Raw genomic sequence first — 20891 nt, forward strand, 5'->3', positions numbered from 1 at the left:
GCTCCGGAATGGCCGTAGGGTTTTTACCGTGAGCGCAGTGACCGTACGCGTCCCCGCCAAGGTCAATCTCCAGCTCGGCGTGGGGCCGATCCGCGACGACGGCTACCACGACCTCGTCAACGTGTTCCACGCCGTGTCGCTGTTCGACGAGGTGACCGTCGAGACCGCGGCGGCGCCCGAGGTGCGCGTCCAGGCCGCCCCCTACTCGCGGGTGTCCGTCGCGGACGTCCCCGCCGACCAGGACAACCTCGCCGCCAGGGCGGCCCGGCTCGTCGCCGCGCGGCTCGGCGTGGACGCCCACGCCGCGATCCGCATCCGCAAGGCCATCCCGGTCGCGGGCGGCATGGCGGGCGGCAGCGCCGACGCCGCCGCCGCGCTGGTCGCCTGCGCCCGGCTGTGGGACGACCGGGACGAGCCCGTCCTCAACCGCGCCGACCTCGTCGAGCTCGGCGCCGAGCTCGGCAGCGACGTGCCGTTCGCCGTCCTCGGCGGGACGGCCGTCGGCGTCGGCCGCGGCGAGCGCCTCACCCCGGCGCTGACCCGCGGCACCTTCCACTGGGTGTTCGCCACGGCGGACGGCGGGCTGTCCACGCCCGCCGTGTACGCCGAGTGCGACCGCCTCCGCGCGGAGGAGGGCGCCCCGGACGCGGGCGACGCGGGCGGGGCTCCGGCGGCGCGGGTGTCGGAGCCGCTGATGACCGCGCTCGCCACCGGCGACGCGAAGGGGCTCGGCGCGGCGCTGACGAACGACCTGGAGGCCGCCGCGCTGGCGCTGCGCCCCTCGCTCGGCCGGGTGCTGGACGCGGGCCGCGATCACGGCGCGGTCGGCGCGCTCGTGTCCGGATCCGGCCCCACATGCGCGTTCCTCGCCGAGGACGAGGAGGACGCCGCCGACCTCGCCGAGGGCCTCGACGGCGCGCGCGTAGCGGCCCAGGTACTGCGCGCTTACGGCCCGGTGCCCGGCGCGATGGTGGTGTGACGGCCGCCCGCGCCGCCGCCTGACGCCTTCTATTAGGAAGCTTCCCTAATAGAAAACCTCGAAAGCCCTCGTCACTCGCGACAACCTGGTGCACACTCAACACGTCTTGTAACTGTGACACCAATTCCGTCCCGCGTTGATCCCCCCGGCGAGGTGGAGCGATGACGTACCTTTCCGTGCTGCTGGGCCTCGTGGCGGTCGCGATGATGCTGACGCTCGCGCTGCAGGCCGTCCGCCGCGACCGCGAGCTGCGCCGCGACGCGCCGGAGAACACCGTGTCCGGCGAGCCCGCCGGGCGGTAGGCTCGCCGCGCGCCGCCCGGCGCCGGAACCGCCCGCTCCTCCCGCTGCGAGGTCCCCCGTTGTCGACGACCTCTTCAGGACCCCCGTTGCTGCTGATCCTCCTGGGCCTCTTCTTCGTGGTCGGCGTCGTCGCGCTCGTCGCGGTCATCCTCCTGATCGCGAACCGGCAGAAGCGGACGCCGCCGCCCGGCTACGGCCAGCCCGGCTACGGCCAGCCGGGGTACGGATACGGGCCTCCCGGGAACCCGCCGCCGCCCGGCCACGGGCCGCCGCACCAGGGATACGGCCCGCCTTCCCAGACGCCGCCCCAGACGCCGCAGGGTCCGCCGCCCGAGCAGCCGGGCCCCGAGGGGCAGCAAGGTCCGCAGGGTCCGCCGCCGCCCCTCTGAGGGCGTCCGGATCATCCGCTCTCCTGGGCCAATAGGCTTGTGGGCGTCGTGAATCTCGTGAACCTTGAGAACGTCGCCAAGTCGTACGGGCCGTCTCCGCTGCTCGACGCCGTGTCCCTCGGGCTGGACGAGGGCGACCGCGTCGGCGTCGTCGGCCGCAACGGCGGCGGCAAGAGCACCCTCGTGTCCGTCCTCGCGCGGGAGACCGAGCCCGACGACGGGCGCGTCACCCACGCGCGCGGCCTGCGGCTCGGCCTGCTGTCCCAGCGGGACGAGTTCCCCGCCGCCGCGACCGTCCGGTCCGTCGTGCTGGGCGACCGCGCCGAGCACGAGTGGGCGGGCGACGTGCGCGCCCGCGACATCCTCGGCGGCCTGCTCGCCGACCTCGACCTCGACGCGCCGCTCGCGGGCATGTCCGGCGGGGAGCGCCGCCGCGTCGCGCTGGCCCGGCTCCTCGTCCCCGAGTCCGACCTCCTGCTGCTGGACGAGCCCACCAACCACCTCGACATCGAGGCGATCGACTGGCTGGCCCGCCACCTCAAGGGGCGCAAGGACGCGCTGCTCGTCGTCACCCACGACCGCTGGTTCCTGGACGAGGTCACCGACCGCACCTGGGAGGTCGTCGACGGCCAGGTCGAGCGCTACGAGGGCGGCTACTCCGCCTACGTCCTCGCGAAGGCCGAGCGCTCCAGGATCGCCGCCGCCACCGAGGCGAAGCGGCAGAACCTCCTCCGCAAGGAGCTGGCGTGGCTGCGCCGCGGCCCGCAGGCCCGCACGTCCAAGCCGAAGTTCCGGGTGGACGCCGCGCAGGCGCTCATCGCCGACGAGCCCCCGGCGCGCGACTCGGTCGAGCTGACCCGGTTCGCGACCGCGCGGCTCGGCAAGACCGTCTTCGAGGTGGAGGACGCGACCGTCGAGGTCGGCGACCCCGCTCGCGCGATCTTCGAGCGGATGACCTGGCGGCTCGGCCCCGGCGACCGCGTCGGCCTGGTCGGCGTCAACGGCAGCGGCAAGAGCACCCTGCTGCGCCTGCTGGACGGCTCCGTCCGCCCGGCCGCGGGACGGATGGTGCGCGGCAAGACCGTCCAGCTCGCGCATCTGACGCAGGACCTCGAAGACCTCGACCCGGCCCGGCGCGTCCTCGAGTCGGTGGAGGAGATCCGCCGCCGGATCACGGTCGGCAAGCGCGAGTGGACGGCGAGCCAGCTCCTCGAACGCCTCGGCTTCCCGGGCGACCGCCAGTGGACGCCGGTCGGCGACCTGTCCGGCGGCGAGCGGCGGCGGCTGCAGGTGCTGCGCCTCCTGATGGGCGAGCCGAACGTCCTCCTGCTGGACGAGCCCACCAACGACCTCGACATCGAGACGCTCACCGAGGTCGAGGACATTTTCGACGGCTGGCCCGGCACCCTCGTCGTCGTCAGCCACGACCGGTACTTCCTGGAGCGCGTCACCGACCACGTGGTGGCGCTGCTCGGCGACGGGCGCGTGTCGATGCTGCCCGGCGGCGTCGACGAGTACCTGGAGCGCCGGGCGTCCGGGCGGGCGCCGAAGCCCGCCGCCGCCCGTCCCGAGCGGGCCGCCGCGCCCGCCGAGGCGCCGAAGCCGAAGGGCGGGCAGGAGTGGAAGGCCCGCAAGGAGCTGGACCGGCTCGAACGGCGGCTGGAGAAGCTCGCCGCGCAGGAGGGCGAGCTGCACGAGAAGCTCGCCGCGCACGCCACCGACTACGCCAAGCTCCAGGAGCTCGACGGCCGCCTCAAGGAGATCCAGGCCGAGGCCGCCTCCGTCGAGGAGGAATGGCTGATGCTCGCCGAGGACATCGGCTGAGGCGGCCGGGCCCGGTCAGAGGTCGAACGGGACGAGCAGGGTCCGCAGCAGGTCGGCGAGGACGGCGCGCTGCTCCGGGCTGAGGCTGTCGAGGATGGCCTGCTCCCGGTCGAGGAGGTCGGCGAACGCCGCGTCCACCCGCGTCTCGCCGGCGGTGGTGAGGCGGACCTGGACGCCGCGCTTGTCCTGCGGGTCGGGATGCCGCTCGACGAGCCCGGCGGCGGCGAGCCGGTCGATGCGGTTCGTCATCGTCCCGGACGTGACGAGCGTCGCCCGCAGCAGCTGCCCCGGGCTGAGCTGGTAGGGCGCCCCGGACCTGCGCAGCGCGGTGAGGACGTCGAACTCCCACGACTCCAGGTCGTGGTCGGCGAACACGCCACGGCGGGCGCGGTCGAGGTGCCTGGCCAGCCGGGACACGCGGCTCAGCACCTGCAGAGGCCGTACGTCGAGGTCCGGCCGCTCGGCCTCCCACGCCTCGACCAAACTGTCGACCTCGTCCCGCATGCCGACACCTTACCCGTCTTGGTATTCCGAGGAAGAAGGGTGATCGGCCGCGGGATCAGACGTCCGATTCGCCGACCGCCCCGCCGACGGGCCCGCCGACCACGCGGCCGATCCGCTCGGCCGCGTCGGCCGCCTGCCGCAGGCCCTCGCCGTAGACGGCCGCCCAGCGGGTCAGGTCGCCGACGTTCGCGCCGAACGCCTCGAGCGCCGCCTCGTCCGGAACGATCTGGACGTCCGCCCCGGCGTCGCCGCCGGAGGGCCGGGGCATCGGCTCGACCAGCACGATCCGGCCCGCGCCCGCCGCGAGGTGCGCGTTGGAGCCGCCGCCGAACGCGCCGTCCATGAAGGGGCGGCCGCCGATGAGGACCGGCTCGGCGTAGCCGGGGGCGGCGCTGCTGGCGGCCACGGCGGCGGTCAGCGGGACGCCGCTGCCCGCGTCCCAGACGACCGGCGTGCCGGACTCGACGTCCACGCCGGTGACGAGGAGGCGCGCGGCGGGCCACTCGTCCGTGCCGATCAGGAACCGCATGCCCGCCCGGTGCTGGTCGGCGGGCAGCGCCGTCGCGGCCAGGGCCAGCCGCCCGATCCGCCGCCTGATCTCGTCCGGCTCCAGGTCGGCGGAGCCGCCGAGCGCGAGCGCCTCCGCCATCGCCGAGCCGTCCGGGGCGGGCCGGGGCGTGTCGCGGGGCGGCAGTTCGGCGAGGGCGTCGAGGTCGCGGCCGGTCGTGATCAGCGCCCCGGCGATCGCGCCCGCCGACGTCCCGACGATCAGGTCGGCGGCGGCGGGGTCGAGGCCCGCCCGCCGCAGCCCGGCGGCGAGGCCGGTCAGCCACGCCGTCCCGACCGGGCCGCCCGGCCCGAGCACGAGCGCCCAGCCGTTCCGCCGTCCGTGCTCCGTCACGCCGCTGTCCGTCATGCCGTCGAGCCTAGGAAGCGTTCGCGACCCGGCGCATCTGTCGGACCGCTGAAAAAGATCTCACTTCTTGACTTCACACTATGGCGGCGGCGATGATATCTCTTGACATCGAGATAAATACGGCGAACGGGGAGGACGATGGGCCGGACGACGAGCACCGTGTGGGACCCGGCGCAGTACGGGGCCTTCGGCGGCGAGCGCGGGCGCGCCTTCCGCGACCTGGTCGGACGCCTCACCGGCCCGCCGCCGTCCCGCGTCGCCGACCTCGGCTGCGGCAGCGGCGAGCTCACCGCCACCCTCGCCGCCCGCTGGCCGGACGCCGTGATCGACGCCCTCGACGGCTCGCCCGAGATGATCGCCGAGGCCCGCGCGCACGAGATCCCCGGACGGCTCGCCTTCCGCGTCGGCGACGTCGTGACCTGGCGGCCGGACGGCCCGCTCGACCTGATCGTCAGCAACGCCGTCCTGCACTGGGTGCCCGAGCACCACGGACTGCTGGTCAGGTGGGCCGACGCGCTCAACCCCGGCGGCAGGCTCGCCTTCCAGGTCCCCGGCAACTTCGGCGCGCCCAGCCACGTCCTGCTCCGCGACCTGTGCCGGTCGGAGCGGTGGCGGGACACGCTCGGCCAGTTCGCCTTGGAGCCGCCGGTGCTCGGCCCGGCCGGATACCTAGACCTGCTCTCCCGCCCCGGGTTCGCGGTCGACGCCTGGGAGACCACCTACATGCAGGTGCTCCAGGGGGAGGACCCCGTCCTGGAATGGGTGAAGGGGACGACGCTGCGTCCCGTCCTGTCCGCCCTGGGCCCGGACGAGACCGACGAGTTCCTCGCCGAATACCGGGACGTGCTCAGGCGGGCCTACCCCACCGCCCCGTACGGCACGGTCTTCCCGTTCCGGCGTGTCTTCGTGATCGCCACCCGGGCCGAAGGCTGACCGCTCGCCTTCCGTCGGCGAGCAGCCTGAACCCGCCGTCCAGCGGCCGCGCGGGGATTCTTGACATCAAGATTCGGGAGCGGGCATGCTGTGTCTCGATGTCGAGAGACACCGTGCGCGAGCGCGGGACCCGACGTCCGCAGACGGGATGCCGCCCGGCCCCGCCGAGGGAAGCGACTCGTTCCCCTGCGGTGTGCCAACTCGGACGGGACGGCCGGTGTCCGGCACATCCCGGTTTCGCGACCCGAAGCCGGCGACCCCTGGCCGGTGGCCGCCCAGAAGAACTCCGGGCGGCCACCGGTTGTCAGCCTCCGGCGGGGAGCCTCACGGCGACGCGTCGGGCGCGGCCTCCGGGTCGCGGCGGCCCCGGCGCTGCGCCTTCTCGGCCTTGGCCGCCGCCCTCTCCTCGGCCTTCTCCGCCTTCGCGGCGGCCTTCTCCGCGCGCTTGCCCTGCCGCTCCAACTCCCGGCGGCGCCGCCGCGGGTCGAGCGACGGCCGCGGCTCCAGCCCGGACAGGCCGTTCCACGCGAGGTTCACCACGTGCGCGGCCACCTCCTCCCGGCGCGGCTTGCGGACGTCCAGCCACCACTGGCCCGTCAGCGCCACCATCCCGACGAGGCTCTGCGCGTACAGCGGCGCGAACTTGTCGTCGTAGCCGTGCCGGTCGAACTCCTGCGCGAGGACGTACTCCACCTCGCCCGCGATCTCGCTGAGCAGGCTCGCGTAGCTGCCGGTGCCCGTCCCGCCGTGCGAGTCGCGGACGAGGATCCGGAACCCGTCCGGGTTCTCCTCGATGTACTCCAGCAGCGCCAGCGCGGCCTTCTCCAGCTTGCCGCGGTAGTGGATCGCCGAGTTCAGCGCGTCCGTGACGAGGCCGAGCAGCCGCTCGAACTCCCGGTCGACGACGACCGCGTACAGCCCCTCCTTGCCGCCGAAGTGCTCGTACACGACGGGCTTCGAGACGCCCGCGGCCGACGCGATCTCCTCCACCGACGTGCCGTCCAGGCCGCGGTCGGCGAACAGCGTCCGCCCGATGGTGAGGAGCTGCTCGCGGCGTTCCTTACCGGTCATCCGCTTTCTGCGGGTCCTGGGAGCGGGTTCAGTCACGGGACCAATTGTGGCGGTCATACCGCCTGATTCGTTCGCTTCGCCGCCAGCCTGTCAGTGTTCGGCCACCGCACGTCGTAGGCCAGACCCGTCTTCTCGAACGCCCAGATGATCCGCGCGCTGATGTCGACCTGCCCTTTCAGCACCCCGTGCCGCGCGCACGTCGGGTCGGAGTGGTGGAGGTTGTGCCACGACTCGCCGAGCGACGGGATGGCGAGCCACCACACGTTGCGGGACTTGTCGCGGACCTCGAAGTCCTCCTTGCCGAACGTGTGGCAGATCGAGTTGATCGACCACGTCACGTGGTGGACCAGCGTGATCCGGACGAACCCCGCCCAGAACAGCGCGGTCAGGAAGCCCGCCCACGACATCGTGACCATCCCGCCGATCACCGCCGGGAGTAGGAACGACACCGCCACCAAACCAGGGAACGCGAGGTGGATGCGGCGGATGTCGCGGTCGTTCAGCAGGTCCTTCGCGAACCGGTGCTTGGACGTCCGATTGGCGTCGAACAGCCACCCGTAGTGCGCCCACGCCAGCCCCTTCGTCAGCGCCTTCCAGTCGCTGCCGAAGCGCCACGGCGAATGGGGGTCGAGCTCCTTGTCGGAGTGCTTGTGGTGCCGCCGGTGATCGGCGACCCAGGTGATGACCGGGCCCTCGATGGCGATGCTCCCCGCCAGCGCCAGGAAGATCTTCAGCGGGCGGCGCGCCTTGAACGACCCGTGCGTGAAGTACCGGTGGTAGCCGACCGTGACCCCGCCGGCGGACAGCACGTAGAACACCGCCATCAGGGCGACGTCCGTCCAGCCGAGGAACCTGCCCCAGGCCAGTGGGACGACCGCGAACAACGCCAGGAACGGGACGGCGGTGAACACCGCGACCAGCACGCGCTCGGGGTTCCCCCGCGGTTCCGGCGCGATCTCCGGGCGCCGCTCGGCGCGAGGCTGGCCCAAGGCCGGGGCCGTGGTCATGCGTCATCACTCCCTGCGGGTCGGAGCACTTACCTACGCCAACGTAAGCTACGGAACCGTAAGTTGACAGGGCCGGACGGTAAATTAAGTGGGAATCTGCCCCATAAGCCACAAAACTCTCAAGCAACGGACGCCCCACGTACCTGCGAGAGATGGGCCTCACTCAGGCCGAACGCACGACCTGGTCGAAGGTTCACTCGCGGGCCTCTCCGTCACGACCGGTTCTTCAGGCCTTGCCAACGGGCGGAAATCTGCCCTCGACGGGACGCCTTACACCAAGTCCCAGAGGTCGGACCCGGCGCCGAGCATAGCTCTAAGTAATGAGTTAGATACTAGAAGTTAATTTCTGCGGTAGGGTCCACCTATGAGTGGACCTATGTCGGACGAGATCCGAGACAAGCTCAAGCCCAAGGCCGTCGAGCTCCGCCGCCAAGGCTGGACATACCGCGAGATCGCGGGCTCGCTCGACATCGCCATCAGCACGTGCTCCCTCTGGTTACGGGACGTGCCCGCACCGCCGCGGCCCGGCCAGCACCAGGAGCGCGTCGCCGCGATGTGGAAGTCGCGCTGGGAGCCGTTCCATCTGGCGCGCGAGGCCGAACGTCAGGAAACGAAGCTCGCCGCCTGCCGGGAGGCGGGGGAGCTGTCCGAGCGTGAGACGTTGCTGATCGGCGCGCTCGTGTACTGGTGCGAAGGAGCCAAAGACAAGATCTACAGGCGTGCCGAGAAGGTGTCGTTCATCAACAGCGACCCCGCTCTGATCATGTTCTTCCTCCGCTTCCTGGAGGTGGCCGGAGTGTCGCGAGAACGCCTTCGGGCCCGTCTCCACATCCATGAATCGGCCGACGTCGAGGCGGCCACCGAGTGGTGGTCGCAGTTGACCGGCGTTCCGGCCTCGGAGTTCCAGAAGCCGACGATCAAGCGGCACAACGCCAAGACCAACAGGAAGAACCTCGTTGACGAGTACCGAGGGTGCCTCCAGCTCACCGTGCGGAAGGGGGCCGATCTCTATCGGCGTATCGAAGGATGGGCCTACGGCGCGATGCTCGGGGAGGAGCTCGGTCGAGCGCGCTTGATCGACCGCTCAGATGAGATGCTCGGCGAGGCCATCGGCAAGCGTCGGGAAGCGTCGGGGAATTGATGCGGGCTTGCGTTGCCTCGGCCGGTATCGTGAAGCCGGGCGGTCACCTCCAGCGGGTGAAGCGCCACGTCGATCCGCCGTAGCGTAATTGGCAGCGCAGTAGGTTTTGGTCCTAAAGGTTCAGGTTCAAGTCCTGGCGGCGGAGCTGGATGAAATGTCGGGTCTCGCGTCCCGGGCGGGCGGTGGGGGTGACAGGGCGGGGGCGGGCGGTATCCTGCCCGTGTCGGGTGCGTCCGGCCTGGATACGGCGTGATGTCGCAGGTGGGCGCGTCCATAACCGATCCCGTCCGCGATGCCGAGGAGCCTCCTTGTGAGCGCTGCGAGCCGCCCGGCCGCCGTCATCGTCCTCGCCGCGGGCGAGGGCACCCGGATGAAGTCCCGTACCTCGAAGGTGCTCCACGAGTTGTGCGGGCGCAGCATGCTCGGCCATGTGCTGGCCGCCGCCCGCGAGCTGGAGCCCGAGCGGCTCGTCGTGGTCGTCGGGCACCGGCGCGAGCAGGTCGCCGCGCACCTCGCCGAGGCGGGGCCGGACGCCGAGACGGCCGTCCAGGAACCGCGGAACGGGACGGGCCACGCCGTCCGGATGGCGCTGGAGCAGACCGGCGCCCTCGACGGCACCGTGGTGGTCACGAACGGCGACGTCCCCCTGCTGCGCGGCGAGACGCTGCGGGCGCTCGTCCGGACGCACGAGGACGAGGGCAACGCCGCGACCGTCCTCACGACCGAGATGCCGGACGCGACCGGCTACGGGCGGATGGTCCGCGCCGCCGACGGCGCCGTCGAGGCGATCGTCGAGCACAAGGACGCCACCCCCGAGCAGCTCGCGATCAAAGAGATCAACGTGGGCATGTACGCGTTCGACGGCGCGCTGCTGGCGGACGCGCTCAAGCGCGTGACCACCGACAACGCGAAAGGTGAGGAGTATCTCACCGACGTCGTCGCGATCGTGCGCGGGGACGGCCACCGCGCGGGCGCGCACCTCGCGGCCGACTGGGTCGAGACGCAGGGCGTGAACGACAAGGTCCAGCTCGCGCAGGCGCGCCGCCAGCTCAACGACCGGATCCTCGAAGCGCACATGCGGGCCGGGGTGACGGTGATCGACCCGGCGAGCACGTGGGTCGACGTGGACGTCACCGCCGAGCCCGACGCCGAGATCCACCCGGGGACGCAGCTCCACGGCCGCACGCACCTCGGGGAGGGCGCGCGGGTCGGCCCGAACTGCACGCTGACCGACACGACGGTCGGCGAGGACGCGACCGTGGTCAACGCGGTGTGCGTCGAGGCGGAGATCGGTCCGGAGGCGTCGGTCGGCCCGTTCGCCTACCTCAGGCCGGGTACGCGGCTGGCCCGCAAGGGCAAGATCGGAACCTACGTCGAGACGAAGAACGCCGACATCGGCGAGGGCACGAAGGTCCCGCACCTCACCTACGTGGGCGACGCGGAGATCGGCGAGCACTCCAACATCGGCGCGAGCTCGGTGTTCGTGAACTACGACGGCGTGCAGAAGCGGCGCAGCGTCATCGGGTCCCATGTGCGGACGGGCAGCGACAACATGTTCGTCGCGCCGGTGACGGTGGGCGACGGCGCCTACACGGCCGCCGGCTCGGTGATCGTCCAGGACGTCCCGCCGGGGGCGATGGCGGTCGCGCGGGCGCGGCAGCGCAACGTCGAGGGGTGGGTCGAGCGGAAGCGTCCCGGGACGTCGTCCGCTGCGGCGGCCCGCCGCGCCCAGGAGGCTCAGGAGGCCCACGAGGCCGAGGGGGCCCATGCGGAGGACGCGCCGTAACGGCCGCGTCCGGGTGAGGACTGCCCCGCCGTCCGGCGGGGATGGGGAGGACATCGGCGTCCTCCCGCGAACAACAGAGCGACCCGTGCGCCGGACTCTTGTGGTGCGCGGGCGGTGGGGACACAGACCCACGTGAATTCATGCCATTGAGGGGGAGTTGTCAGAGGTGAGTGGGATCAAGGCGAGCGGCCAGAAGAAGCTGATGCTCTTCACCGGCCGCGCCGACCCGGACCTGGCCAGGGAAGTTGCCGACAACCTCCAAGTCGACCTCACGCCCACGTCCGCGTACGACTTCGCGAACGGTGAGACGTTCGTGCGGTTCCTGGAGTCGGTCCGCGGCTCCGACGCCTTCGTGATCCAGAGCCACACGGCTCCCATCAACCAGTGGATCATGGAGCAGTTGATCATGGTGGACGCGTTGAAGCGCGCGTCCGCCAAGCGGATCACGGTGGTCGCGCCGTTCTTCGGGTACGCGCGGCAGGACAAGAAGCACCGCGGCCGGGAGCCGATCTCGGCGCGGCTGATGGCCGACCTGTTCAAGACGGCGGGCGCGGACCGGCTGATCACGGTCGACCTGCACACCGCGCAGATCCAGGGCTTCTTCGACGGCCCGGTGGACCACCTGTTCGCGCTCGACCTGCTCGCGCACCACTTCGAGAGCAGGCTCGACACCTCGCAGGTGACGGTGGTCGCGCCGGACGCGGGCCGGGTGCGGGTGACCGAGCGGTGGTCGGACCGGCTGGGCGGCGTCCCGATGGCGATCATCCACAAGAAGCGCGACCCGGACGTCGCGAACGAGGTGAAGGTCTTCGACGTCGTCGGCGAGGTCGCGGGCCGCACCTGCGTCGTGGTGGACGACATGATCGACACCGGCGGGACGATCGTGAAGGCGGCGGACGCGCTGTTCGACCACGGCGCGAGCCGCGTGGTCGTCGCGGCGACGCACGGCGTGCTGTCCGGCCCGGCCGTGGACCGGCTGAAGAACTCCCGCGTCTCCGAGGTGGTGCTGACGAACACGCTGCCTATCCCCGAGGAGAAGCAGTTCGACAAGCTCACCGTCCTGTCCATCGCTCCCCTCATCGCCCGCGCGATCAACGAGGTCTTCTCGGACGGCTCCGTCACCAGCCTGTTCGGCGGGCAGAGCTAGCCGCCCGCCGCGCGCCCGCCGCGCGCCCGCCGCCGGGGCGGAGCCGGCCGCCGCCCGGAACGGGGCCGGTCGGGGTCCGGGCCCGGGTTGGGGCGGGTCTTCGATCGGCTAGACTTGTGCGACCCGCGTCCGCTCCAGGTCGTCCAGTGCGTGCCGTGCCGGTACCGCGCTCCCTGGAGAACGCAAAGAATCTTCAAGTCGCCCGCCCCCAGTCGGCGTGCGAGGATCACAACCGTCCGTAACGGACGTCCGGACGCCCGGACGGCCGTGGATCGCAGAATGAGGAGTTTTCGCCGTGTCCGAGGTACGCATCGCCGCCGAGCCGCGCACCGAGTTCGGTAAGGGTGCCGCGCGGCGCACCCGCCGGGCCGGCAGGGTGCCCGCCGTCCTCTACGGTCACGGCACCGACCCCCAGCACATCTCGCTGCCCGGCCATGAGCTGATGCTGGCGCTCAAGACGCCGAACGTCCTGCTCACCATCGAGGGGCTGACCGGCGGCGCCGAGCTGGCGCTGCCGAAGGACGTCCAGCGCGACCCGGTCAAGGGCTTCCTGGAGCACATCGACCTGCTGCTCGTGAAGCGCGGCGAGAAGGTCGTCGTGTCGCTGCCGATCCAGCTCGTCGGCGACGTGGTGCCGGGCGGCCAGGTCGCGCAGACCGAGGTGGAGATCTCGGTCGAGGCGGAGGCCACGCACATCCCCGAGTCCGTCGAGCTGGACATCAGCGGCCTGGAGATCGACAGCCAGGTCCTCGCGAAGGACCTGCGGCTCCCGTCGGGGGCGACGCTCGCCGCCGACGAGGACGTCCTGATCCTCCAGATCACCGACGCCAGCGTGTCCGCCGAGCGCGAGGAGGCGGCGGAGGCCGCCGAGGGCGCGGGCGAGGGCGCCGAGGGCGAGGGCGAGGCCCCGGCCGAGTAGTCGGCCGGGCGGTCCGGGCGCGCCGCGCGGCGACGCGGCCGTCCAGGTTGGACGCGGCATGTTCTTTCACGGCCCCGCGGGTGCGCACCCGCGGGGCCGTGGCCATTGTGCGGACCCGTGGGATGGAGGAGTTCGGTGAGCGCGGATCTCTGGCTGGTCGTCGGCCTCGGCAACCCCGGGCCGTCGTACGCGAAGAACCGGCACAACGCGGGGTTCATGGTGCTGGACGTCCTGGCGGCCCGTGCCGGCGGCAGGTTCAAGTCGCACCGGTCCAGGACGGACGTGCTGGAGGGTCGGCTCGCGGGCGGGCGGGCGGTGCTCGCGAAGCCGCGGTCGTTCATGAACGAGTCGGGCGGTCCGGTGAAGGGGCTGTGCGACTTCTACAAGGCGCCGGTGGAGCGGCTCGTCGTCGTCCATGACGAGTTGGACATCCCGTTCGGGGCGGTCCGGTTGAAGCAGGGCGGCGGTGACAACGGTCACAACGGGCTGCGGTCGGTCACGAAGTCGCTCGGGACGCGCGAGTACCTGCGGGTCAGGTTCGGGGTGGGCCGCCCGCCGGGGCGGATGGACCCGGCGGCGTTCGTGCTGAAGGACTTCTCCGCCGCCGAGCGCAAGGATCTCGACCTCGAGGTGGACCGGGCCGCGGACGCGGTCGAGGCGTTGATCTCCGACGGGCTCGGCGCGGCGCAGAACGTCTTCCACGCGGGTTGAACGTCTTCCGCGTCCGTCGAACGTTCGGGGGCGCGGGCTGAATGGACGTCCACACGGGTTGAAAAGGGTCGTCCACGCAGGCTGAACGCCCTTCAGCGCGGTGGCCGGATCCGGCCAGCCGCAGCGGAACGCGACCGTGTCGACGCGGATAGGCGCAGCCGGGTTTTCGTGCGCTTCTCGCCTTGTACGCCGGTGATCTCGGACCGGTACCGGCCGCCGCGTGACCTGACCATGGCAAAGCGGCCATAGGATGCAGCTCAAATGAGGTTCAAGATGCATGTGAACCTCAGGCGACGTTCAACCGTCTTCGGTGTGAATCGCGCTGACGGGGCGCGCGTTACAGGGGATTGGTGAGAGGTGTATATGGCCGTCGTTGACAAGGTGCAGGCCGAGTCATCGACCAGCCATGACCAGCGGCGTCCGTCGTTCCAGAGCTGGAGCGGATCCTACCGGCGGGTCGCCGGGTACCTGGACTTCCTCAGCATGCTGGCGGCCGGCGTGATCGCGTTCGTGCTCCGGTTCCCGGGCGTCCCGACCGACCTGAACGCGCCGTACGTGGCGCTGACGGTCGCGCTTCCGATCGTGTGGGTGCCGACGCTGATGCTGTGCCGGGCCTACCAGCCGCGGTACGTCGGCGTCGGGTACGAGGAGTTCCACCGCGTGCTGCGGGCCGGGTTCATCCTCACCGCGACGGTCGCGATCGTCGCGTACGCGACCAAGACCGAAGTGGCGCGCGGCTACGTGGTGATGGCGCTGCCGCTCGGAACGGTCCTCGCGCTGCTCGCCCGCTACCGGCTGCGCAAGTGGCTGCACCGCAAGCGCTGGAACGGCGAGTGTATGCGCCGCGTCGTCGCGGTCGGTCACCGCACGTCGGTCGCCGACCTGATCCGCGAGCTGCAGAAGAAGCGCTACCACGGGATGGACATCGTCGCCGTGTGCCTGCCGCCCGCGCTCGCGTCCGGCGACGACGCGGTGGCCGAGGTGGAGGGCGTCCCGGTGCTGGGCGACTTCGCGCAGGCGGCGGCCGTGGCCGACCGCGTCGCGGCCGACTCGGTCGCGGTGCTCGCCTGCCCGGAGATGGACGGCGTGGCGCTGCGCAGGCTGGCCTGGCAGATCGAGCGCAACGACGTCGAGCTGGTGGTCGCGCCCGCGCTGATGGACGTGACCGGCCCGCGGATCTCGATCCGCCCGGTGTCCGGGCTGCCGCTGCTGCACGTCGAGCACCCGGAGCTGGACGGCGGCCGCAAGGTGTTCAAGGGCCTGTTCGACCGGGTCGCGGCGCTCGGTGCGCTGCTCGCGCTGAGCCCGCTGCTGGCGCTGGTCGCGGTCCTGATCAAGTTCTCCGGCGAGGGCGGCCCGGTGCTGTTCCGGCAGATCCGGGTCGGGCGCGGCGGCCGCGAGTTCACCGTGCTGAAGTTCCGCACGATGGTCCCGGACGCCGAGGCCCGCCGCCTCGAACTGCTCCAGCAGAACGAGAACGACGGCGTGCTGTTCAAGATCCGCGCCGACCCGCGGGTGACGCCGGTGGGCCGCTGGCTGCGCCGCTACTCGCTGGACGAGCTGCCGCAGCTGTTCAACGTGCTGCGCGGCGACATGTCGCTGGTGGGGCCGCGTCCGCCGCTGCCGGAGGAGGTCGCCCAGTACGGCGGCGACGTGTACCGGCGGCTGGTCGTGAAGCCGGGCCTCACCGGCCTCTGGCAGGTGAGCGGCAGGTCCGACCTGACGTGGGAGGAGTCCGTCCGGCTCGACCTGCGCTACGTCGACAACTGGACGCTCGCCCTCGACCTCCAGATCATGTGGAAGACCTGGTCGGCGGTCTTCCGCGGCTCCGGCGCGTACTGAACCGGAGGCCCCGCGCGGGACCCTATGGCGACCCTTGGCGACCCCTGCGGGGCGCCGACCGGTGGCCGCGGGGGCGTACCCTGACGCGGGCGCGGCGCGCTCGGACGCGCATGAGACAGTGGATCGGACAGAACGAGCCGAATCGGGAATGTGATCGACGGATGACGGTGGATGCGGCCGCGGACGACCACGAGCTGGCGGCGGAGCTCGCCGGCACGGCGGGTCGCCTGCTGCTGGACGTGCGGGACGAGGTGGGCTTCGCCGACGCGCGGGCCCTCAAGGACGCGGGCGACCTGCGGTCGCACGAGTACCTCATGGCGGCGCTGGCCGAGCGCTGTCCCGGCGACGCCGTCCTGTCCGAGGAGGGCCGCTCCGCGGCCGCGGGCAAGCGCACGGGCGGCGGCGAGAGCGCCCCCACCCGCAACACCGCCGACGCCGAGCGGCTGACCGCCGACCGCGTCTGGATCATCGACCCGCTGGACGGCACCCGCGAGTTCTCCGAGGAGGGCCGCCGCGACTGGGCGGTGCACGTGGCGCTGTGGCGGCGCGACCCGGCCGGCGGCGGACGGCTCGCCGCCGGGGCCGTGGCGCTCCCGGCGCAGGGCCTGATCCTGCGGACGGACGCCACCGGCGGCGCGTCGCTGGTCCGGGACGACGCGGGCGACCCCGACCCGGTGACCGCCGGGTCGCGCCGGGCCCGCGGGGTGCTGCCCCGCGAGGTGCCGCTGCACGTCCCGGCCCCGGACGCCGGCAAACTGCGCATCGCGGTGAGCCGCACCCGGCCGCCGGAGTTCGTCCAGCGGATGGCGGATCAGATAGACCTCGACGTCGAGATGGTGCCGATCGGGTCGGCGGGGGCGAAGATCTCCGCGGTCCTGCTCGGCGAGGTGGACGCCTACGTCCACGCGGGCGGGCAGTACGAGTGGGACTCGGCCGCCCCGGCGGCGGTGGCCCTCGCGGCGGGGGCGCACGCGTCCCGCGTCGACGGGGCCGCGCTGGAGTACAACCGGGAGGACCCGCGGCTCCCGGATATCCTGGTGTGCCATCCCATGTCGGCGTCGACGCTGCTGACCGGCATCGGGAGTGTGTCCGGCGCGTTGCCCTGACGCCTTCCCGCCCGAGGGCGGGATTTTTTCCGCGGCCGCCGGGCGTTCGATCCGGAGGGGACGTCCGTCCCGCGGCCACTCGGTTGCATCTGCCAGTACAGCGTGAAAGAGCCCACACCATGCCTCAGACGACGCAGCGTTGTGATTACCTGCTGTCCCAGTTGGACGTGCTAGAAGCCGAGTCGATCCACATCTTCCGCGAGGTCGCGGCGGAGTTCGAGCGGCCGGTGCTGCTGTTCTCCGGCGGCAAGGACAGCATCGTCATGCTGCGGCTGGCGCAGAAGGCGTTCTGGCCCGCCCCGATCCCGTTCCCGGTGATGCACGTCGACACCGGGCACAACTTCCCCGAGGTGATCGAGTTCCGCGACCAGATGGTCGCCGACGTCGGCGTGCGGCTGGTCGTCGCCTCGGTGCAGGAGTCGATCGACAGCGGCCGCGTGGTGGAGCAGAAGGGGCGCCGCGCGTCCCGGAACCGGTTGCAGACCACGACGCTGCTGGACGCGATCGAGGAGCACCAGTTCGACGCCGCGTTCGGCGGGGCGCGCCGCGACGAGGAGAAGGCCCGCGCCAAGGAGCGCGTGGTGTCGTTCCGCGACGAGTTCGGCCAGTGGGACCCGAAGAACCAGCGTCCCGAGCTGTGGAACCTGTTCAACACGAAGATCGTGCAGGGTGAGCACGTGCGCGTGTTCCCGCTGTCGAACTGGACCGAGCTCGACATCTGGGACTACGTCCGCCGCGAGGAACTGGCGCTCCCGCCGATCTACTTCTCGCACACCCGCCGCGTGTTCGAGCGCGACGGCCTGCTCCTGGACGCCGAGACCGGGTTCGCGAACCGCGGCGACGACGAGCCGGAGTTCGAGGCCACGGTCCGCTACCGGACGGTCGGCGACGCGTCCTGCACGGGCGCGGTGAAGTCGGCGGCGGAGAGCCTGGAAGAGGTCATGGAGGAGATCGCCGCGACCCGGGTGACCGAGCGCGGGCAGACCCGCGCCGACGACCGCACCAGCGAGGCCGCCATGGAGGACCGCAAGAAGGAGGGCTACTTCTAATGGCCGCCACCCAGCCTTCCGGGGGAGCCTCGCTCTCCGGCACGACCCCGTCCGGCAAGAGCATGGACCTGCTGCGCTTCGCCACCGCCGGCAGCGTCGACGACGGCAAGTCCACGCTGATCGGCCGCCTGCTGTTCGACTCCAAGTCGATCTTCGAGGACCAACTGGAGTCGGTCGAGCGAACCAGCGCCGACCGCGGCGAGGAGTACACCAACCTCGCGCTGCTGACCGACGGCCTGCGCGCGGAGCGCGAGCAGGGCATCACCATCGACGTCGCGTACCGGTACTTCGCGACGCCGCGCCGCAAGTTCATCATCGCCGACACGCCAGGCCACATCCAGTACACCCGCAACATGGTGACGGGCGCGTCCACGGCCGACCTGGCGATCATCCTGGTGGACGCCCGCAAGGGCATCCTTGAGCAGTCGCGGCGGCACGCGTTCCTGACCACGCTGCTCCAGGTCCCGCACCTGGTCGTCGCGGTCAACAAGATGGACCTCGTCGACTACGACCGCGCCGTGTACGAGCGGATCGTGGACGAGTTCACCGCGTTCGCCTCCAAGCTCGAGGTGACCGACCTGACCTTCATCCCGATCTCGGCGCTGCACGGCGACAACGTCGTCGAGCGCAGCGTCAACATGACGTGGTACGAGGGCTCGTCGCTGCTGCACCACCTGGAGCATGTCCACATCGCGTCCGACCGGAACCTGATCGACGTGCGGTTCCCGGTGCAGTACGTGATCCGCCCGCACGCCTCCACCGACCCCGACCTGCACGACTACCGGGGATACGCGGGGCAGGTCGCGGGCGGGGTGCTGAAGCCGGGCGACGAGGTGGTGCACCTGCCGTCCGGGCTGACCACGACGATCACCCACATCGACGGGCCGCGCGGCCCGGTCGCGGAGGCGTACGCGCCGATGTCGGTGACGCTGCGGCTGGCCGACGACATCGACATCTCCCGCGGCGACATGATCGCCCGGCCGCACAACCGCCCGGAGGTCGCGCAGGACATCGACGCCATGGTGTGCTGGATGACCCCCGACCGGACCCTCACGCCGCGCGCCAAGCTGGTGATCAAGCACACCACGCGGACCGCCAAGGCCGTCGTGAGGGACCTGCACTACCGGCTGGACGTCAACACCCTGCACCGCGACGAGGAGGCGACCGGTCTCGGGCTGAACGAGATCGGCCGGGTCTCGCTGCGCGTCACCCAGCCGCTGTTCGTCGACGACTACGGCCGCAACCGGCTGACCGGCGGCTTCATCCTGATCGACGAGGCCACCAACAACACCGTCGGCGCCGGAATGATCACCGGCGCGCGCTGATCCCGGCGCGCCGCGGGACGCCGTCCCGCGGCGCGCTCGGCAAGCATCCGTCCAGGCTCCCGGTCCGTCCCCCTCGAGAGCAAGGCAGGCCATCGATGCCCCCTTCCGTCGGCGTCGTCCTCCCGACGCACAACCGGCCGGAGCTGCTGCGCCGCGCGCTGGAGTCGGTCCTCGCCCAGGAGTACGACGGCGACCTGCGCGCCGTCGTCGTGTTCGACCGGGCCGAGCCGGACGCCTCGCTCGCCGGGGACCGCGTCGAGGTGATCGCCAACACCCGGACGCCGGGCCTCGCGGGCGCCCGCAACACCGGGATCCAGCACCTCGGCACCGACCTCGTCGCGTTCTGCGACGACGACGACGCGTGGCTGCCCGGCAAGCTCGCCGCCCAGGTCAAGGCGCTGGAGGCCGAGCCCGAAGCGGTGCTGTGCAGCGCCGGCATCGTCATCGACTTCGACGGGCGCGAACTGCCGCGCCTCGCCGGGACGACGAGCGTCACCTACGACGCCCTCATCAAGGACCGGATGATGAGCGTCCACTCGTCCACCTACGTGGCGCGCCGCGAGCCGCTGATCGAGATCGGCATGGTGGACGAGACGATCCCCGGCAGCCAGGGCGAGGACTGGGACCTCGCGCTCCGCGCCGCGCGCCGCCACCCGGTCGTGAACGTCGACGAGCCGCTCGTCCGCGTGCTGTGGGGGCTGACGTCGTACTACGCGCAGGCGTGGGAGACGAAGGTCGCGGCGCTCGAATGGTTCCTCGCGCACTACCCGGAGATCGGCCGCGAGCCGGGCGCGGCCGGGCGCGTCTACGGGCAGCTCGCGTTCGGGTGCGCCACGGTCGGGCGGCGGCGGGACGCGCTGCGCTGGTCGGCCCGCGCGCTGCGCGCGAACCCGGCCGAGCGGCGGGTGCCGTTCGCGCTGGCGGTCGCGTCCGGGGTGGTGTCCGGCAAGCGGGTCCTGCTCGCCCTGCACACCCGGGGACGCGGAATCTGACCGATGCCTGCCGTTTCCCCGCTTCCACCACCTTTCCCCATGTCGCGACGCTAGTGTCCCCGCTACCGCCCCCGTGTTCGCCAAGGCCGTCCCAGTGTTAGAAGGAGCCCTCCCGTGCACATCTCCGCCCGCCGCATCGCCGCGTCCGGGACGCTCGCGCTGGCGCTCACGCCCGCGCTGGCGCTGACCGCCGTCCCCGCGCACGCGCAGGTCGACCTCGACGCGGTCGCCGAGGGCATCACCGAGAGCGGCTACTACGTCGACTCGCACGCGAAGTACTACCAGTCGGACGGCGCGCAGGAGCTGCTCCGCACGGCGCAGGGCCGGTCCGTGGCGGTGTTCATCGCGATCCTCCCGGCGGGGAACGACCCGGCGGCGGTCCTCCAGCAGCTGCCTGGCCTGATGCACCGCAAGGGGACGTACGCGGTCCTGGCGGGCGACCAGTTGAAGGTGTCGTCGAACGCGCTGCCGGACGCGCAGGTGAAGACCGCCTACACGAAGGCCGTCGCGGGCGCGAAGGGCAAGCCCGACCTGGCGCTGCTCCACTTCGTCCGGACGCTGCCCGAGTCGAAGTACGCGCCGCCGAAGCCCGGCAAGCCCGGCAACAACGGCAAGCCCGCGCCGCAGTCGTCGACGCAGCAGCAGGAGGAGCGGACGCTCGCCCAGTCGCAGCCGACCGGCCCCGCCGCCGGGTCCGAGGCCGCGGGGCCGAAGGACGACGGCGGTTCGGCGCTGCCGTTCGTGCTGGGCGGCGGCGGCCTCGTGGTCGTCGCGGCGGCGGGCGGTTTCCTGCTGCTGCGCAAGCGGTCCGCGAAGCCCGCGCCGGCCGGGGCGCCGGCCGGGGGCGGGCAGCCGCTCGTGCCGCCCGCGCAGCCCGCGGCCGACCCGGGCGAGGCGCGGGCCGAGGCCGCCAAGCCCGAGCCGCCCAAGGACGCCTGAGCGTCCGGC

General features: G+C 72.0%; 20 protein-coding genes and 1 tRNA gene. 17 read left to right on the top strand and 4 right to left on the bottom strand.

The window, feature by feature from the left end:
• Positions 1–37: 37 nt before the first annotated feature.
• The 4 genes from FXF65_RS22870 (at position 38) to FXF65_RS22880 (ending at position 3494) form a co-directional block, all read left to right on the top strand.
• The gene (locus FXF65_RS22870; RefSeq protein ID WP_148352103.1) at positions 38–979 is read left to right on the top strand and encodes a 4-(cytidine 5'-diphospho)-2-C-methyl-D-erythritol kinase; all 942 of its coding nucleotides are present in this window, start codon (positions 38–40) and stop codon (positions 977–979) included.
• 161 nt (positions 980–1140) lie between these two features.
• Positions 1141–1281: a hypothetical protein gene (locus tag FXF65_RS43880; RefSeq protein WP_187412458.1), complete on the top strand. Its 141-nt coding sequence runs from the start codon at positions 1141–1143 to the stop codon at positions 1279–1281.
• An 86-nt stretch (positions 1282–1367) separates the two neighbouring features.
• Complete coding sequence (locus FXF65_RS22875; RefSeq protein WP_148352024.1) at positions 1368–1670, top strand: hypothetical protein; 303 nt, start codon at positions 1368–1370, stop codon at positions 1668–1670.
• A 48-nt stretch (positions 1671–1718) separates the two neighbouring features.
• Positions 1719–3494 (top strand): ABC-F family ATP-binding cassette domain-containing protein, encoded by a 1776-nt coding sequence (locus FXF65_RS22880; protein WP_148352025.1) that lies wholly within the window; start codon positions 1719–1721, stop codon positions 3492–3494.
• Positions 3495–3509: 15 nt separating this feature from the next.
• Here the strand turns inward: FXF65_RS22880 and FXF65_RS22885 are convergent, their stop codons facing one another.
• Both FXF65_RS22885 and FXF65_RS22890 read right to left on the bottom strand, forming a co-directional pair.
• On the bottom strand, positions 3510–3998 hold the full coding sequence (locus FXF65_RS22885; RefSeq protein WP_148352026.1) for a MarR family winged helix-turn-helix transcriptional regulator: 489 nt from the start codon (positions 3996–3998) through the stop codon (positions 3510–3512).
• 55 nt (positions 3999–4053) lie between these two features.
• Complete coding sequence (locus tag FXF65_RS22890) at positions 4054–4914, bottom strand: patatin-like phospholipase family protein (RefSeq protein WP_148352027.1); 861 nt, start codon at positions 4912–4914, stop codon at positions 4054–4056.
• Between the two features lie 138 nt (positions 4915–5052).
• On the opposite strand from FXF65_RS22890, the gene FXF65_RS22895 reads away from it, so the two are divergent.
• On the top strand, positions 5053–5847 hold the full coding sequence (locus tag FXF65_RS22895; protein WP_148352028.1) for a trans-aconitate 2-methyltransferase: 795 nt from the start codon (positions 5053–5055) through the stop codon (positions 5845–5847).
• Positions 5848–6171: 324 nt separating this feature from the next.
• On the opposite strand, the gene FXF65_RS22900 is transcribed toward FXF65_RS22895, so the two are convergent.
• Complete coding sequence (locus FXF65_RS22900; RefSeq protein WP_148352029.1) at positions 6172–6918, bottom strand: TetR/AcrR family transcriptional regulator; 747 nt, start codon at positions 6916–6918, stop codon at positions 6172–6174.
• Between the two features lie 53 nt (positions 6919–6971).
• Positions 6972–7925 (bottom strand): acyl-CoA desaturase, encoded by a 954-nt coding sequence (locus FXF65_RS22905; protein ID WP_148352030.1) that lies wholly within the window; start codon positions 7923–7925, stop codon positions 6972–6974.
• Between the two features lie 376 nt (positions 7926–8301).
• Here FXF65_RS22905 and FXF65_RS22910 point away from each other — a divergent pair, with 376 nt between their 5' ends.
• The 12 genes from FXF65_RS22910 to FXF65_RS22965 all read left to right on the top strand — a co-directional run bounded on the left by FXF65_RS22910 (position 8302) and on the right by FXF65_RS22965 (position 20882).
• Positions 8302–9066 (top strand): hypothetical protein, encoded by a 765-nt coding sequence (locus FXF65_RS22910; RefSeq protein ID WP_148352031.1) that lies wholly within the window; start codon positions 8302–8304, stop codon positions 9064–9066.
• A 73-nt stretch (positions 9067–9139) separates the two neighbouring features.
• Positions 9140–9211, top strand: a tRNA-Gln gene (locus FXF65_RS22915).
• Positions 9212–9376: 165 nt separating this feature from the next.
• Positions 9377–10852 carry a bifunctional UDP-N-acetylglucosamine diphosphorylase/glucosamine-1-phosphate N-acetyltransferase GlmU gene (gene glmU, locus FXF65_RS22920; protein WP_281288932.1) on the top strand — a complete coding sequence of 492 codons (1476 nt, stop codon included), beginning with the start codon at positions 9377–9379 and terminating at the stop codon, positions 10850–10852.
• A gap of 166 nt (positions 10853–11018) precedes the next feature.
• Positions 11019–11999, top strand: coding sequence for a ribose-phosphate diphosphokinase (locus FXF65_RS22925; protein WP_083981565.1), 981 nt, complete (start codon positions 11019–11021; stop codon positions 11997–11999).
• Positions 12000–12294: 295 nt separating this feature from the next.
• Positions 12295–12918: a 50S ribosomal protein L25/general stress protein Ctc gene (locus FXF65_RS22930; protein ID WP_148352033.1), complete on the top strand. Its 624-nt coding sequence runs from the start codon at positions 12295–12297 to the stop codon at positions 12916–12918.
• 135 nt (positions 12919–13053) lie between these two features.
• Complete coding sequence (gene pth / locus FXF65_RS22935) at positions 13054–13629, top strand: aminoacyl-tRNA hydrolase (RefSeq protein WP_187412459.1); 576 nt, start codon at positions 13054–13056, stop codon at positions 13627–13629.
• 363 nt (positions 13630–13992) lie between these two features.
• A complete protein-coding gene (locus FXF65_RS22940; RefSeq protein ID WP_148352035.1) occupies positions 13993–15471 on the top strand; it encodes a sugar transferase in 1479 nt (492 codons plus the stop codon).
• Between the two features lie 161 nt (positions 15472–15632).
• The gene (locus FXF65_RS22945) at positions 15633–16577 is read left to right on the top strand and encodes an inositol monophosphatase family protein (protein ID WP_148352036.1); all 945 of its coding nucleotides are present in this window, start codon (positions 15633–15635) and stop codon (positions 16575–16577) included.
• A gap of 119 nt (positions 16578–16696) precedes the next feature.
• The gene (gene cysD / locus FXF65_RS22950) at positions 16697–17626 is read left to right on the top strand and encodes a sulfate adenylyltransferase subunit CysD (RefSeq protein WP_148352037.1); all 930 of its coding nucleotides are present in this window, start codon (positions 16697–16699) and stop codon (positions 17624–17626) included.
• 62 nt (positions 17627–17688) lie between these two features.
• Positions 17689–18951, top strand: a complete 1263-nt coding sequence (locus FXF65_RS22955; RefSeq protein ID WP_148352104.1) for a sulfate adenylyltransferase subunit 1 — start codon at positions 17689–17691, stop codon at positions 18949–18951.
• 95 nt (positions 18952–19046) lie between these two features.
• Positions 19047–19943 (top strand): glycosyltransferase family 2 protein, encoded by an 897-nt coding sequence (locus FXF65_RS22960; protein WP_148352038.1) that lies wholly within the window; start codon positions 19047–19049, stop codon positions 19941–19943.
• Positions 19944–20057: 114 nt separating this feature from the next.
• Positions 20058–20882, top strand: a complete 825-nt coding sequence (locus tag FXF65_RS22965; protein WP_148352039.1) for a hypothetical protein — start codon at positions 20058–20060, stop codon at positions 20880–20882.
• Positions 20883–20891: the final 9 nt, after the last annotated feature.

The sequence above is a fragment of the Actinomadura syzygii genome, assembly GCF_008085905.1.
GTDB lineage: Bacteria > Actinomycetota > Actinomycetes > Streptosporangiales > Streptosporangiaceae > Spirillospora > Spirillospora syzygii.

What these genes read in the sequence shown, in the direction of transcription:
- FXF65_RS43880 (WP_187412458.1), top strand. Translation starts at nt 1,141, where the DNA reads ATGACGTACCTTTCCGTGCTGCTGGGCCTCGTGGCGGTCGCGATGATG.
- FXF65_RS22885 (WP_148352026.1), bottom strand. Translation starts at nt 3,998, where the DNA reads ATGCGGGACGAGGTCGACAGTTTGGTCGAGGCGTGGGAGGCCGAGCGG.
- FXF65_RS22890 (WP_148352027.1), bottom strand. Translation starts at nt 4,914, where the DNA reads ATGACGGACAGCGGCGTGACGGAGCACGGACGGCGGAACGGCTGGGCG.
- FXF65_RS22895 (WP_148352028.1), top strand. Translation starts at nt 5,053, where the DNA reads ATGGGCCGGACGACGAGCACCGTGTGGGACCCGGCGCAGTACGGGGCC.
- FXF65_RS22900 (WP_148352029.1), bottom strand. Translation starts at nt 6,918, where the DNA reads ATGACCGGTAAGGAACGCCGCGAGCAGCTCCTCACCATCGGGCGGACG.
- FXF65_RS22905 (WP_148352030.1), bottom strand. Translation starts at nt 7,925, where the DNA reads ATGACCACGGCCCCGGCCTTGGGCCAGCCTCGCGCCGAGCGGCGCCCG.
- FXF65_RS22910 (WP_148352031.1), top strand. Translation starts at nt 8,302, where the DNA reads ATGTCGGACGAGATCCGAGACAAGCTCAAGCCCAAGGCCGTCGAGCTC.
- FXF65_RS22940 (WP_148352035.1), top strand. Translation starts at nt 13,993, where the DNA reads ATGGCCGTCGTTGACAAGGTGCAGGCCGAGTCATCGACCAGCCATGAC.
- FXF65_RS22945 (WP_148352036.1), top strand. Translation starts at nt 15,633, where the DNA reads ATGACGGTGGATGCGGCCGCGGACGACCACGAGCTGGCGGCGGAGCTC.
- cysD (WP_148352037.1), top strand. Translation starts at nt 16,697, where the DNA reads ATGCCTCAGACGACGCAGCGTTGTGATTACCTGCTGTCCCAGTTGGAC.
- FXF65_RS22955 (WP_148352104.1), top strand. Translation starts at nt 17,689, where the DNA reads ATGGACCTGCTGCGCTTCGCCACCGCCGGCAGCGTCGACGACGGCAAG.
- FXF65_RS22960 (WP_148352038.1), top strand. Translation starts at nt 19,047, where the DNA reads ATGCCCCCTTCCGTCGGCGTCGTCCTCCCGACGCACAACCGGCCGGAG.